At 72.2% G+C, this 12,799-nt stretch carries 13 protein-coding genes; 3 read left to right on the forward strand and 10 right to left on the reverse strand.

What is annotated here, in order from left to right:
- Positions 1 to 102: 102 nt before the first annotated feature.
- The 5 genes from fabF to fasR all read right to left on the reverse strand — a co-directional run bounded on the left by fabF (position 103) and on the right by fasR (position 5,014).
- Positions 103 to 1,374 (reverse strand): beta-ketoacyl-ACP synthase II, encoded by a 1,272-nt coding sequence (fabF, locus tag ACPT94_RS04035; protein ID WP_425245118.1) that lies wholly within the window; start codon positions 1,372 to 1,374, stop codon positions 103 to 105.
- Between the two features lie 81 nt (positions 1,375 to 1,455).
- Positions 1,456 to 1,704 (reverse strand): acyl carrier protein, encoded by a 249-nt coding sequence (locus ACPT94_RS04040; protein ID WP_030341284.1) that lies wholly within the window; start codon positions 1,702 to 1,704, stop codon positions 1,456 to 1,458.
- Positions 1,705 to 1,786: 82 nt separating this feature from the next.
- Positions 1,787 to 2,788 carry a ketoacyl-ACP synthase III gene (locus tag ACPT94_RS04045; RefSeq protein WP_360347842.1) on the reverse strand — a complete coding sequence of 334 codons (1,002 nt, stop codon included), beginning with the start codon at positions 2,786 to 2,788 and terminating at the stop codon, positions 1,787 to 1,789.
- A 16-nt stretch (positions 2,789 to 2,804) separates the two neighbouring features.
- Positions 2,805 to 3,719, reverse strand: coding sequence for an ACP S-malonyltransferase (locus tag ACPT94_RS04050; protein ID WP_360347844.1), 915 nt, complete (start codon positions 3,717 to 3,719; stop codon positions 2,805 to 2,807).
- Positions 3,720 to 3,808: 89 nt separating this feature from the next.
- Positions 3,809 to 5,014: a fatty acid biosynthesis transcriptional regulator FasR gene (gene fasR, locus ACPT94_RS04055; RefSeq protein ID WP_360347847.1), complete on the reverse strand. Its 1,206-nt coding sequence runs from the start codon at positions 5,012 to 5,014 to the stop codon at positions 3,809 to 3,811.
- Positions 5,015 to 5,215: 201 nt separating this feature from the next.
- Between fasR and ACPT94_RS04060 the strand changes: the two genes are divergently transcribed.
- Positions 5,216 to 5,872 (forward strand): pirin family protein, encoded by a 657-nt coding sequence (locus tag ACPT94_RS04060; protein WP_425245205.1) that lies wholly within the window; start codon positions 5,216 to 5,218, stop codon positions 5,870 to 5,872.
- 6 nt (positions 5,873 to 5,878) lie between these two features.
- Here ACPT94_RS04060 and ACPT94_RS04065 read toward each other — a convergent pair whose 3' ends face one another.
- Genes ACPT94_RS04065 through ACPT94_RS04075 form a run of 3 tightly spaced genes read right to left on the reverse strand, consistent with a single transcriptional unit; the run spans position 5,879 to position 9,002 of the window.
- On the reverse strand, positions 5,879 to 7,621 hold the full coding sequence (locus ACPT94_RS04065; protein WP_360347849.1) for a serine/threonine-protein kinase: 1,743 nt from the start codon (positions 7,619 to 7,621) through the stop codon (positions 5,879 to 5,881).
- 55 nt (positions 7,622 to 7,676) lie between these two features.
- A complete protein-coding gene (locus tag ACPT94_RS04070; protein ID WP_425245119.1) occupies positions 7,677 to 8,513 on the reverse strand; it encodes a serine hydrolase domain-containing protein in 837 nt (278 codons plus the stop codon).
- A gap of 18 nt (positions 8,514 to 8,531) precedes the next feature.
- On the reverse strand, positions 8,532 to 9,002 hold the full coding sequence (locus tag ACPT94_RS04075) for a GNAT family N-acetyltransferase (RefSeq protein ID WP_425245120.1): 471 nt from the start codon (positions 9,000 to 9,002) through the stop codon (positions 8,532 to 8,534).
- A 95-nt stretch (positions 9,003 to 9,097) separates the two neighbouring features.
- Between ACPT94_RS04075 and ACPT94_RS04080 the strand changes: the two genes are divergently transcribed.
- Complete coding sequence (locus tag ACPT94_RS04080) at positions 9,098 to 9,559, forward strand: MerR family transcriptional regulator (protein WP_360347857.1); 462 nt, start codon at positions 9,098 to 9,100, stop codon at positions 9,557 to 9,559.
- A complete protein-coding gene (locus tag ACPT94_RS04085) occupies positions 9,556 to 10,572 on the forward strand; it encodes an aldo/keto reductase (RefSeq protein WP_360347860.1) in 1,017 nt (338 codons plus the stop codon). Before ACPT94_RS04080 ends, ACPT94_RS04085 begins: the two co-directional genes overlap by 4 nt.
- A gap of 25 nt (positions 10,573 to 10,597) precedes the next feature.
- On the opposite strand, the gene ACPT94_RS04090 is transcribed toward ACPT94_RS04085, so the two are convergent.
- Together ACPT94_RS04090 and ACPT94_RS04095 are read right to left on the reverse strand one after the other, a co-directional pair.
- On the reverse strand, positions 10,598 to 11,452 hold the full coding sequence (locus ACPT94_RS04090; RefSeq protein WP_425245206.1) for a DUF4429 domain-containing protein: 855 nt from the start codon (positions 11,450 to 11,452) through the stop codon (positions 10,598 to 10,600).
- Between the two features lie 57 nt (positions 11,453 to 11,509).
- The gene (locus tag ACPT94_RS04095) at positions 11,510 to 12,727 is read right to left on the reverse strand and encodes an alpha/beta hydrolase (protein ID WP_360347863.1); all 1,218 of its coding nucleotides are present in this window, start codon (positions 12,725 to 12,727) and stop codon (positions 11,510 to 11,512) included.
- Positions 12,728 to 12,799: the final 72 nt, after the last annotated feature.

Raw genomic sequence — 12,799 nt, forward strand, 5'->3', positions numbered from 1 at the left:
GGGGGTCCCGGTCCCCCCCCCCCCCCCCCCCCCCCGCGCGCCCCCCCCCCGGGGGGGGGGGGGCCCTTCCTGCGTACTGAGGGGCCGCTCGGGCCGTACGTGTCAGACCGTACGGAACGCCAGCACCACGTTGTGTCCGCCGAAGCCGAACGAGTCGTTGAGGGCGGCGATGCGGCCCTCGACGGGCAGCTTGCGGGCCTCACCGCGGACGATGTCCGCGTTGGCCTCGGCCTCGGGGTCGAGGTTCTCGATGTTGATGGTCGGCGGGGCCACCCGGTGGTACAGGGCGAGGATCGTCGCGACGGTCTCGACACCGCCGGCACCGCCCAGCAGGTGACCGGTCATCGACTTGGTCGCGGACACCGCGAAGTGGTCGGCGTCGTCGCCGAACACCTTGCGCAGCGCCTTCAGTTCGGCCACGTCACCGGCCGGCGTCGACGTCGCGTGCGCGTTGACGTGCACGATCTCCGCCGGGTCCAGGTCGTTGCGGTCCAGCAGGTTCTGCAGGGCGTGCGCGATGCCGCGGCCCTCCGGCTCCGGCTGCACGATGTCGTGGCTGTCGGCGGAGATGCCCTGCCCGACCGCCTCCGCGTAGACGCGGGCACCGCGCTTGGCGGCGTGCTCGGCGGACTCCAGGACGATCACACCGGCGCCCTCACCGAGGACGAAGCCGTCGCGCGCGGTGTCGTAGGGACGCGAGGCGCCCTGCGGGTCGTCGTTGTTCTTGGACATCGCCATCATGTTGCCGAACGCGGCGATGGGCAGCGGGTGGATCGCCGCCTCCGTACCGCCGGCGACGACGACGTCGGCGCGACCGGTGCGGATCATCTCGATGGCGTAGCCGATGGCCTCGGCGCCCGACGCGCACGCGGAGACCGGCGTGTGCACGCCCGCGCGGGCGCCCACCAGCAGACCCACGTTGGCGGACGGGCTGTTCGGCATCAGCATGGGCACGGTGTGCGGGGAGACGCGGCGGACGCCCTTCTCCTTCAGCACGTCGTACTGGTCCAGCAGGGTCGTCACACCGCCGATGCCGGAGGCGATGACGGCGCCGAGACGGTCCGGGTCGACGGATGAGTCGTCACCGGCCTTCGCCTCGAAACCGGCGTCCTTCCACGCCTCCTGAGCCGCGATCAGCGCGAACTGCGCCGAGCGGTCCAGCTTGCGGGCCTGCGGCCGCGGGATGACCTCGGTGGGCTCCACGGCGACCGGGGCCGCGATCCGGACGGCCTGCTCGGCCGCCCAGTCCTGCTCCAGGGGCTTGACGCCGGACGTGCCGGCGACCAGACCCTCCCAGGTAGAGGCTGCGTCGCCACCCAGCGGTGTGGTTGCGCCGATACCGGTGACGACCACGGTGCGATTGGTCGGGCTCACGGATTCTTTCTCCAACGTTACGAGGATTCAGCGGCGCCACCGCCGGGTGGCGGGGCCGGTCAAGCGGCCGGCCCAAGTTGCTCAGGCCTGGTGCTTGAGGATGTAGTCGGTCGCGTCGCCGACCGTCTTGAGGTTCTTGACGTCCTCGTCCGGGATCTTGACGTCGAAGCGCTCTTCGGCGGCGACGACGACCTCGACCATGGACAGGGAGTCGACGTCCAGGTCGTCGGTGAAGGACTTGTCCAGCTGGACGTCCTCAACCGGGATCCCGGCGATCTCGTTCACGATCTCCGCGAGACCGGCGACGATCTCTTCCTGAGTGGCGGCCATGTTGGCGCTCCTTCGTTGATGTTCCAGAGGGTGTGGCATGGGGTGTTTCCCGTCCCGGACCGCATGATCCGGCACGGAGTGCCTAGGGGAGGGTAACGACCGTCGCGGCGTACACGAGACCCGCCCCGAATCCGATGACGAGCGCGGTGTCGCCGCTCTTCGCCTCGCCGGTCGCCAGGAGCCGCTCCATCGCGAGCGGGATCGAGGCGGCCGAGGTGTTGCCGGTGGTGCGTACGTCACGGGCGACCGTGACCGACTCCGGCAGCTTGAGGGTCTTGACCATCGAGTCGATGATGCGCTCGTTGGCCTGGTGGGGGATGAAGACGTCCAGTTCGCTCGGGCTGATCCCGGCCGCGTCCAGCGCCTGCTGGGCGACCTTCGCCATCTCGAACACGGCCCAGCGGAAGACCGCCTGGCCCTCCTGGGTGATGGCCGGGAACTTCTCGACCTCGCCGTTGCGGTAGTCCGTCCACGGCACGGTCTGCTTGATGGTCTCCGACTTGTCGCCCTCGGAGCCCCAGACCGTCGGGCCGATCGCCGGCTCCTTGGAGGGGCCGACCACGACCGCGCCCGCGCCGTCGCCGAACAGGAAGGCGGTGGCCCGGTCCTCCAGGTCGGTCAGGTCGGACAGCCGCTCCACGCCGATGACGAGGACGTACTCGGCGGAGCCCTCGACGATCATGCCCTTGGCGAGGGTCAGGCCGTAGCCGAACCCCGCGCAGCCGGCGGAGATGTCGAAGGCGGCGGCCTTGGCGGTGCCGAGCTTGTCGGCGATCTCGGTGGCCACGGCCGGGGTCTGCTTGAAGTGCGAGACCGTCGAGACGATCACGCCGCCGATCTGCTCGGCGGTGATCCCGGCGTCGGCGATCGCCTTGCCGGACGCCTCGATCGACATGGCGGCGACGGTCTCCTCGTCGTTCGCCCAGTGCCGGGTCTCGATGCCGGAGCGCGAGCGGATCCACTCGTCGGACGAGTCGATCGTCTCGAGGATCACCTCGTTGGGCACCACGCGGGTGGGCCGGTAACCGCCCACGCCGAGGATGCGCGCGTACGGGGCGCCCTTGCTGGGCTTGATCTTCGACATGCTCGTCGACTCCTTGTCAGGCACGGTGCTCGGCGATGACCTCGCGGGCCGCGTCGAGATCGTCGGGGGTCTTCAGCGCCAGCGTCTTCACGCCGGGCAGGGCGCGCTTGGCGAGACCGGTGAGGGTGCCGCCGGGGCACACCTCGATGAGCGCGGTGACGCCGAGCTCCTTGAAGGTCTCCATGCACCGGTCCCAGCGGACCGGGTTGGCGACCTGGCCGACGAGCCGGTCGAGGACCTCGGCGCCGGTGGCGACGGTCTGCCCGTCCTTGTTGGAGACATAGGGGACGGCCGGGTCGGCGGGCGTGAGCTCCTTGGCCGCGGTGGCCAGCGTCTCGACCGCGGGGGCCATGTGGTGCGTGTGGAAGGCGCCGGCGACCTTGAGCGGGACGATCTTGCGGACGCCCTCGGGCTTGTCCTCGTTCAGCGCGGCGAGCTGCTCCAGCGTGCCCGCGGCGACGATCTGGCCGGCGCCGTTGACGTTCGCCGGGGTCAGGCCCAGCTTCTCCAGGTGCGCGACGCTCACCTCGGGGTCGCCGCCGAGCAGCGCCGACATACCGGTCTCGGTGATCGCGGCCGCCTCGGCCATCGCCAGACCCCGCTTGCGCACGAGGGTCAGCGCGGCGGTGTCGTCGAGGACGCCGGCGAAGGCGGCGGCGGTGATCTCGCCGACGCTGTGGCCGGCGACGGCGCCCGGCACCACGTCACCGAGTGCCGCCGCGGAGAGGATTCCGGCGGCGACGAGCAGCGGCTGCGCCACCGCGGTGTCACGGATCTCGTCCGCGTCGGCCTGCGTGCCGTAGTGGGCGAGGTCCAGTCCGATGGCGTCCGACCACGCGGCGACGCGGTCGGCGGCGCCGGGCAGTTCGAGCCAGGGGGTCAGGAAGCCGGGCGTCTGGGCGCCCTGGCCGGGAGCGACGAGTACGAGCACTCTCACACTCTCTCTTGGGGACGGCCACGGCCGCCCGTGGGGACAAGGACGAAGAACGGCAGGGGGTTTTGTGGGCCCCCGACAAAACACTAGGCCTGGGGATCTCCATCGACCAGACGCCCCAGGATCAGCGCGATGCGCAAGGTGAACGCCGAGCGTACATCGGAAGGCGACCAGCCGGTGACGTCAGTCACACGTCGAAGCCGGTAGCGCACGGTGTTGGGATGGACGAACAGCATCCTCGCCGCGCCCTCCAGACTGGACGCCTGTTCGAGATAGACGGAGAGTGTCTCCAGAAGCGCGGAGCCGGCCTCCTCCAGCGGTCTGTAGATCTCCTCCACCAACTGCTCGCGCGCGCTCGGGTCGCCCGCGATGGCCCGCTCCGGAAGCAGATCGTCCGCCAGGACCGGCCGCGGGGCGTCCTGCCAGGCCGAACACGCTTTCAGCCCCGCCGCCGCGGCCTGCGCGGACCGGGTCGCGGCGAGCAGGTCGGGCACGACAGGACCGGCGACGACGGGGCCCGCGGCGTACGGGCCGATGAGCGACTTGGCGACGGCCAGCGGATTGTCGCTCCCGCCGGCGATGACGACGAGCCGGCTCCCGAGCACCCCGGTGAGCACCTGCAGCTTGGCGTGCCGGGCGGCGCGCCGGATGGCCTCCACGGTCAGCTCGGAGTCCCCGTCCGGCGCGGTCCCGAGGACGACGCACACATGCTCCGGCGCGTTCCACCCGAGGGCGGCGGCCCTGCTGACGGCGCCCTCGTCCGCCTCCCCGCTGAGAACGGCGTTGACGACGAGCGACTCCAGCCGGGCGTCCCAGGCACCGCGTGCCTCGGCGGCCTGGGCGTACACCTGGGCGGTCGCGAAGGCGATCTCGCGGGCGTAGACGAGGAGGGCCTCGCGCAGCACGCTCTCGTCGCCCGGGGCCGCGACCTCGTCGATCGCGGACTCCATGACCTCGATGGTCGTCCGCACCATCTCCACGGTCTGGCGGAGCGTGATGGCCCGGGTCAGCTCGCGGGGGGCGGTCCCGAAGACGTCGGTGGAGATGGCCTGCGGCGCGTCCGGGTGCCGGAACCACTCCGTGAAGGCGGCGATGCCCGCCTGGGCGACCAGGCCGATCCAGGAACGGTTCTCCGGGGGCATCGCCCGGTACCACGGCAGGGTCTCGTCCATCCGCGCGATCGCCTGGGCGGCGAGACTGCCGGAGGACTTCTCCAGCCGCTTCAGCGTCGCCGAGTGCGGGTGGACGCCGTACGCTGCGGCTTCGATGTTGCGGGCTTCGGGTTCGGGCACGGGGACAAGACTGCCTTATCGGGACGTCAGCGTGTGGGGGCGGGTCCCCGGGGGCGTCAGCCCCCGGCCCGCGCCCCCGGACGGGCTGATTCACCCGACCGGCGTTCGTCGGGCGTCGCCGAGCGGGCCGGACCGCCCCGACCGGCGGCGAAACGCTCGCGCCTCCAGCGGGCCGGGCGCGGGGCTACCGTGGTCCTCGTGATGGACGTACGGCGCGGTGACGAGCGCTATCGCGGTGGGGATCCGGACGCCGGGATCGAGAGCCGGCATGCCTTTTCCTTCGGGGCCCACTACGACCCGGACAACCTTCGGTTCGGCGCGCTGATCGCCTGCAACGAGGAGCGGCTCGCCCCCGGTGCCGGCTTCGGCGAGCACCCCCACAGCCATACGGAGATCGTGACGTGGGTGGTGGAGGGGGAGCTGACCCACCGGGACTCGCGGGGGAACGAGACGGTCGTCCGCCCCGGGGACGTGCAGCGGCTCAGCTCGGCGGGCGGGGTGCGGCACGTCGAGCGCAATGACGGTTCGGTCGCTCTGACCTTCGTGCAGATGTGGCTGGCTCCCCTGGAGCCCGGCGGCGACCCGGCCTACGACATCGTCCGCGGGATCGCCGACTCCACCCCGTACGCCGTCCCGGAGGCGGGCGCGATGCTGCACGTACGGCGGCTGGGGCCGGGGGAGCGCACGGCGGTGCCGGACGCGGTGCGGACGTACGTCCATGTCGTGCGCGGCACCGTCCGGATCGGTCCGTACGAGCTGGGGCCGGGGGACGCGGTGCGCGCCGCCGACGAGGACGGGCTGGAGCTGACCGCGGCCGCCGGCCCGGCCGAGGTGCTCGTCTGGGAGATGCCGGGGTGAGCGGGCTCACCCCTGGCCGCTGGGCTCCTCCGCGTTGCGCCAGATCGTGAAGTCCAGCGAGACGTAGTCGCTCGGGTCGTTCTCGGAGGCGGTGCCCCGGAAGGTGACCAGGGCGATGTGGCCGGAGCTGGTGTGCACGCAGAACTGCGAGCCCTTGGAGAGCTGGGAGAGCGAGACGCTCTCGGCGTACCGGGTCTCGTCGCGGCAGGTCTTCAGCGAGCCCTGCTGGGCGTTGTTGAGCAGGACGATCTTGTCGTTGCCGCTGCGCAGGTCGCCGTCGTAGTAGGACAGGTCGCCGGAGTAGAAACCGTCGTCGTCGTCTCGCGGCTTGGGCGGGGAGTCCGCGAACTGCACGTAGTAGCCGTCGGGGATGTTGATCCCCTTGTAGCTGACCGGCTTGGGATCGGGCAGCGGCTTGGCGCTCGCGCTGCTCGACGTGCCCCCGGAGCCGCTCGTCGAGGAGCCGTCCGCGTTGTCTCCCAGGCCCTTGATGAGCGAGGCGCAGCTGCCGAGCCAGAACAGCCCCATCACCACCCCGGCCGTGACCGCGATCCACTTGCCGACCTTGTTCTGCTTCGGCGGCGGCACCGGGTGCGGCCGCCAGCCGGGCTGCTGGACGAAGGGCGGCCGCGGCGCGGTCGGCGGGCCGTACGACGGCGGGAACGGCGGCTGCGGCTGGGGCGGCGGGCCGGCAGGTCCGTAGGAGGGCGGCGGCGGCACGGGCGTGGCCGTCGCCGTGGGTGCCGCGTGCACCGGCGCCGGCGGTGGCGTCACGTCGGGCCGGGTGACCGGCGCCGTGGGCGAGGGGGCGGCCGGAGCGGCCGTCGGCGCCGCCGCCAGCGCCGCCGAGGCCGACACCCGCTGGGTGATCTGCTCGGCGATCGCCTCCGGCAGCCACGACCCGGACTGGCGCAGCGGTGTGGGCGACGCCTCCTGGCACAGGGCGATGATCTCGGCGGGGGAAGGCCGCTCGGCCGGGTCCTTGGCCAGGCAGCGCGCGATGAACCCGAGCTGCTCGGGGAGCCCGCTGAGGTCGGGTTCCTCGTGGACGATCCGGTACAGCACCGCGTGCGAGGGCCCGTCCCCGTACGCTCCGGTGCCGCGCGCCGCGAACGCCGCGACCTGGCCGAGCGCGAACACGTCCGACGCGGGCGTGACCGGCTTGCCGGCGGCCTGCTCGGGCGACATGAAGGCGGGGGTGCCGATGGAGACGCCGGTGCCGGTGAGCGCCGTGGCGTCGGCGGCCCGGGCGATGCCGAAGTCGATGACGCGAGGGCCGTCGGAGGCGAGCAGCACGTTGGACGGCTTGAGGTCGCGGTGGACGATGTCCGCCCCGTGGATGACCGACAGCGCCTCGGCCATCCCGGCGAGCAGCAGCAGGACCGACGACACCGGAAGCGGCCCATGGTCGGCGACGGCCGAGGCCAGCGAGGGGCCGGCCACATAGGCGGCGGCCAGCCACGGCTGCGTGCCCTCGGTGTCGTAGTCGATGACCGGCGCCGTGTAGAGGCCCTGCACGCGCTGGGCGGCCTGCACCTCCTGCCGGAACCGGCGGCGGAACTCAGGATCCTCGCTCAGTTCCGGCCGGATCGTCTTGAGGGCGATCGGGTGCCCGCCGGGCGTGTACGACAGGTACACCGTGCCCATGCCGCCCGAGCCGAGCCGTGCCGCGAGGCGGTAGCCCGCCACCGTCGTCGGATCGCCGCTCTCCAACGGCCGGAACTGACCGCCCGGTTGTACCGCTGCCATCGCTCTCCCCCGAGATCCGCATATGGGTTGTGCAGAGGGAGGTTAGCCGAGTGGATCAGCGGGCCGTGCCCGAGCCCCTGACCTCCGCGAGCACCGCGTCCGTGAGGCCGGGCCACGCCTCGATCGCCCACGGCCCGAACGCCCGGTCCGTCAGGGCGACTCCCGCAACCCCCGCGTCCGGGTCGATCCACAGGAACGTACCCGACTGCCCGAAGTGCCCGAAGGTGCGCGGGGAGGACGAAGTGCCCGTCCAGTGCGGCGACTTGGAGTCCCGGATCTCGAAGCCCAGCCCCCAGTCGTTGGGGTTCTGGTGCCCGTACCCCGGCAGGACACCCTTCGTCCCCGGGTACTGCACGCTCATCGCCGCCGCCACCGTCCGCGGGTCCAGCAGCCGCGGCGCCTGCACCTCCGCCGCGAACCGCAGCAGGTCCTCGACCGTCGACACCCCGTCCTTCGCCGGAGACCCCTCCAGCGAGGTCGCCGTCATCCCCAGCGGCTCCAGCACCGCCTGCCGCAGATACTCCGCGAACGGGATGTCCGTGGCCTTCGCGATGTGGTCGCCGAGCTGCTCGAAGCCGGCGTTGGAGTACAGCCGCCGCTCCCCGGGCGCGGCCGTCGCCCGGTGCTCGTCGAAGGCGAGCCCGGAGGTGTGCGCGAGCAGATGGCGGACCGTCGCCCCGGGCGGCCCGGCCGGCTCGTCCAGCTCGACCGCCCCCTCCTCGTACGCGACGAGCACGGCGTACGCGGCGAGCGGCTTGGTGACCGACGCCAGCGGGAAGCGCTGCCCGACCGGCCCGTGGGCGCCCAGGACCGTACCGTCGGCCCGTACGACACCCGCCGCGGCGGTGGGAACCGGCCAGTTCTCGATCAGCGCGAGGCTCTTCAGCGACATGCCCCGAGCCTATGCGGCTCACAGGAGCAGCTCCAGCAAGGGGTCGGGCTTGGGCTTGAAGCCCAGGGAGACGTACAGCGGCTCGGCGTCGGCGGACGCGGTGAGCTGGACCTGACGGACACCCCGCTCCCGGAACCAGGCCAGCAGCGCGTCCATGCACGCGCGCGCGTACCCACGGCGCCGAGCATCCGGGTCCGTCGCGACGCTGAAGACGAAGCCGACGGTCCCGTGCGGATTGCCGGCCCGCCCGATCCGGTACTCGACCGTCCCCACCACCAGCGCGGCCAGCGCCCCGGGCCGCTCCGGATGGTCCACGACGAACGCGCCGAAGTCCCCGTCCGGTTCCGCCAGTCGCCGCCGCAGTACGGGCAGCGACTCGGTGTGCCAGTCGCTGGGCGCGGGCGCGGGCGCGAGCGAGTCGATCATCACCTGACGCAGCCTCAGCACTTCGGCGGCGTCCGCGGGCAAGGCCCGGCGTACAACACTCATGCCCGCACGCTAACCAGCCGGATCAAGCCGCGTCTTCCCGTTTCTTACCGTTTCCGCTTGCTTGGAGCGCACTCAAAGGTCATAGCGTGGGGCCCATGACGGTGTTGCAGACCACGCCCGTGACCACCGAGCAAGCCCCGAGCCCCGCAGACGTCTGCTCCGCCCCACCACGGCGGCATCCCCGCCCGGACGGGCAGGACAGCTACACGATCAGCGAGGTGGTCGCCTTCACCGGCCTGAGCGCGCACACCCTGCGCTGGTACGAGCGGATCGGGCTGATGGCCCATGTCGACCGCTCGCACACCGGCCAGCGCCGGTACAGCAACCGCGACCTGGACTGGCTCGACCTCGTCGGAAAGCTGCGGCTGACCGGCATGCCGGTCGCCGACATGGTGCGCTACGCCGAGCTGGTGCGCGAGGGCGAGCACACGTACGAACAGCGACGTGAGCTGCTGGAGGAGACCCGGCGCGACGTCCAGGCCCGGATCGCCGAACTCCAGGACACACTCGCCGTGCTCGACCGCAAGATCACGTTCTACTCCCGGGGGACCCGATGACCGACAGCACGATCCCGACCGCACGACTCGGCGAAGGCGGCCCCGAGGTCGGCGTCCAGGGCCTCGGCTGCATGGGCATGAGCTTCGCCTACGGCCCCTCCGACGCGAAGGAGTCCCGGGCCACCCTGGAGCGCGCGCTGGAACTCGGCGTCACGCTCTACGACACCGCGGACGCCTACGGCGCCGGCGAGAACGAGCGCTTCCTCTCCCCGTTCTTCAAGGCGCACCGCGACGAGGTGGTCATCGCCACCAAGTTCGCCCTCTCCATCCCGCCGGACGACCCCACCCGGCGCGTCATCCGCAACGACCGCCCCTACGTCCGCGAGGCCGTCGAGGCGAGCCTGAAGCGCCTCGACGTCGACGTCATCGACCTCTACTACATGCACCGGCGCGATGTGAACGTGCCGATCGAGGAGACCGTCGGCGTGATGGCCGAGCTGGTGCGCGAGGGCAAGGTCAAGCACCTGGGGCTGAGCGAGGTCACCGCCACCGAGCTGCGCGCGGCCCACGCCGTCCACCCCATCGCCGCCGTGCAGTCGGAGTGGTCGCTGTTCAGCCGGGACATCGAGGCCCGGGTGGTGCCGGCCGCCGGCGAACTGGGCGTCGCCCTCGTCCCGTACTCGCCTCTCGGCCGTGGCTTCCTCACGGGCTCCTTCGCCAACGCCGACCAGGACCTCACCGCCGACGACTTCCGCCGCCACCAGCCCCGCTTCACCGGCGAGAACGCGGCCGCGAACGCCGGCCTCCTGGAGCCGATCCGCACCGTGGCGAAGGCCCACGACGCGACACCGGCGCAGATAGCCCTGGGCTGGGTCCATCAGCAGGCCCGCCGGCACCACCTCACGGTCGTGCCGATCCCGGGCACCCGCAAGCCGGGCAGGGTGGAGGAGAACGTCAGGGCGGCGACCATCGAACTGACCGAGGAGGAACGGGCGTTGCTGGAGCCCATCGCGGGCAAGGTGGCGGGCGACCGCTACCCGGACATGTCGTTCGCCTCCGCCGGGCGCGAGTAGCCCGGAGCGCGGCCGACGCGAGCGGTCACAGCTCCGCCAGCAACTCCGCCTTCTTGACGGAGAACTCCTCGTCGGTCACCAGTCCTGCTCGGTGCAGCTCCCCGAGATGCCGGATCCGCTCGGCGACGTCCGCGGGGTCCCGGCGCGGCGCAGCCGTGGCCGGGACCGCCGCCCCCGCCCCGCGCGAGCGGATCGCGGCGAGGACGGCGGCCGCGAACGGCAGCGACTCGTGCACCGCCCCGTACCCCAGCCCGAACACCACGGCCGCCGGATCCTGATCGGCCGGTACGGACTCGTCCTGCCCGCGCAGCAGCCGCAGATGCCCCTCGAAGACCTCCGGCGACCGCCACTCCACCCCGCTCAGCCCGGACACCGGGAAGCTCTGGTCGCCGGCCTTCCACTTCGCCGACGAGGCCCCCGTCCAGAACCAGCGGAACCGTACGGTCCGCCCGTCGAAGGACACCTTCGCGTCGTACGCCTTGAAGGACAACGGCGCCTGCGGGGCGGGGACCAGGAACCGTTCGGCGGGCCCGGACTCGCTCAATCCGGCCCGCAGTTCGTCGGCGTAGTACTCCGCGAGGACCTCCCGCTCGGCCGGCAGCACCAGCCGGTAGGGATCGCCCGCCTCCTTCAGCTGCCCCGCCGCCGCCTCGATCAGCGGATCGGCCCCGGGCCGGGGCTCGACGCGCAGCACCACGGTCCCGCGTCTGCCGGGTTCCAGCGTCACCGCCTCGATCGCCGCCAGGGGGATCCGGCGCTCCCCGAGCGCCGACCACAGCCTGGGTGTGCGCATACCCCGTTCGTAGCGGATGAGGACGGAGTCGGACTCGAACTCCCAGGCGGCATGAAATCCGGCCAGTACGTCACCCATGCGGCTCATCGTATGCGGGACACGCTCCTTCGTCGCCACCTCGCGCACGCCGCAATTCCTGCGTCTCTACGCGCGTCCGGCCGTCGTCGTGTCGGACAAACCGTCCCGGCAGGCGCCATCGTCGCCGGCGCACCGCACCGACCGGTATGAGCCGGTGCCGATGCCGGCGAAGTTCTTCAGGCTGTCCGTGCCGGGCTCGAAGTAGCCTCCGTGCCCCTCGGCGTCCCGCGCCGACAGCACCCGCGCGCCGAACGCGGACGACACCGGGTCCGCGCCGTGTCCGAGGCCCCCCAGCTCCAGATAGGGCACGTCCTGCACCCAGTCGTCGGCGTCCCGCATCGCCCACACCTGCGCGGAGGTGTGCAGCTGAGCGGCGCTCTCCACTCGCATGCCGGGGCTGCCGGCCACGGCTATGTCGCTCACCCGGCCGGGCAGCGTGTGCGCGGCGACCCCGCACACCACCGAGCCGTAGCTGTGGCAGAACAGCGAGACGGGTGCGCTGCCGGGCAGGGCGCGCAGCAGCGCGTTCAGCCGTACGGCGCCGTACTCGGCGCGCATCGCGGTGGCTGAGTCGATGCCGAGGCCGGCGGGGGAGGTGTAGTCGGCCCAGGCGATCACGGCCGTGCGTGTCGAGGGGCTCACCTCGCGCTCGGCCGCGTACAGGGCCTCGGCCATGCCGACGGGCGCCGAGTACTTGCGGTAGGTGCGCTGGAAGGTGAGCAGCGCGGTGTCGACGCCGGGGACGACGACGGAGATCCGCTCGGCCTTGTCGAGGTCGCCGAAGACCTCGGCGGCGCGGCCGGAGCCGTCCGGGTCGAAGGCGAGGATGTGGCGGCGGGCGCCGCTCATCGCCTCGAAGCGGTGCATGCGCCGGCCGGCCTCGTGCTGCCCGGCGGGCGAGAGGCGCTCGTCGTGCATACGGGTGCGTTCGATCCGCGCCTGCTGGCGCAGCGCGATGCGGTTGGCGCGGTAGCGCAGCTCGGCGGGGGCGCCGTTCATGTTGCCGACCGCGAGCGGGAAGCGGCGGGCGAGCGCGGTGCGCTGCGGCGCGGTGAGCGAGGCGAAGAACCGGGCGAGCCGGACGGGACTCGCGTGCGGGTCCGGCAGCCGGCGTCCGTCGATCCGGCCGTCCTCCCAGGCCGCGAGCGAGGCCTGCAGGGCGCTGGTTCCCCGGTTCTGACGTACGGCGGTCCAGCCGGTGGTCGTCAGCATGAGGAACACGACGGACAGCGCGAGCAGCGCGCGCCACACGTTGATTTGCGGGGAGGTGTCGAAGGAAGTCACTGGGAGGACACACTAGGAGAACGAGAAGGTCTCGCGTGGCCTGAGTGACAGGGATCACGTTTCGATAACCGT

The organism is Streptomyces aurantiaciflavus, assembly GCF_049808595.1.
GTDB lineage: Bacteria > Actinomycetota > Actinomycetes > Streptomycetales > Streptomycetaceae > Streptomyces.

Coding starts and splice junctions, on each gene's coding strand:
- ACPT94_RS04085 (WP_360347860.1), top strand. CDS start 9,556: ATGACCGACAGCACGATCCCGACCGCACGACTCGGCGAAGGCGGCCCC.
- ACPT94_RS04060 (WP_425245205.1), top strand. CDS start 5,216: ATGGACGTACGGCGCGGTGACGAGCGCTATCGCGGTGGGGATCCGGAC.
- ACPT94_RS04045 (WP_360347842.1), bottom strand. CDS start 2,788: ATGTCGAAGATCAAGCCCAGCAAGGGCGCCCCGTACGCGCGCATCCTC.
- ACPT94_RS04040 (WP_030341284.1), bottom strand. CDS start 1,704: ATGGCCGCCACTCAGGAAGAGATCGTCGCCGGTCTCGCGGAGATCGTG.
- ACPT94_RS04080 (WP_360347857.1), top strand. CDS start 9,098: ATGACGGTGTTGCAGACCACGCCCGTGACCACCGAGCAAGCCCCGAGC.
- ACPT94_RS04075 (WP_425245120.1), bottom strand. CDS start 9,002: ATGAGTGTTGTACGCCGGGCCTTGCCCGCGGACGCCGCCGAAGTGCTG.
- ACPT94_RS04070 (WP_425245119.1), bottom strand. CDS start 8,513: ATGTCGCTGAAGAGCCTCGCGCTGATCGAGAACTGGCCGGTTCCCACC.
- ACPT94_RS04090 (WP_425245206.1), bottom strand. CDS start 11,452: ATGAGCCGCATGGGTGACGTACTGGCCGGATTTCATGCCGCCTGGGAG.
- ACPT94_RS04065 (WP_360347849.1), bottom strand. CDS start 7,621: ATGGCAGCGGTACAACCGGGCGGTCAGTTCCGGCCGTTGGAGAGCGGC.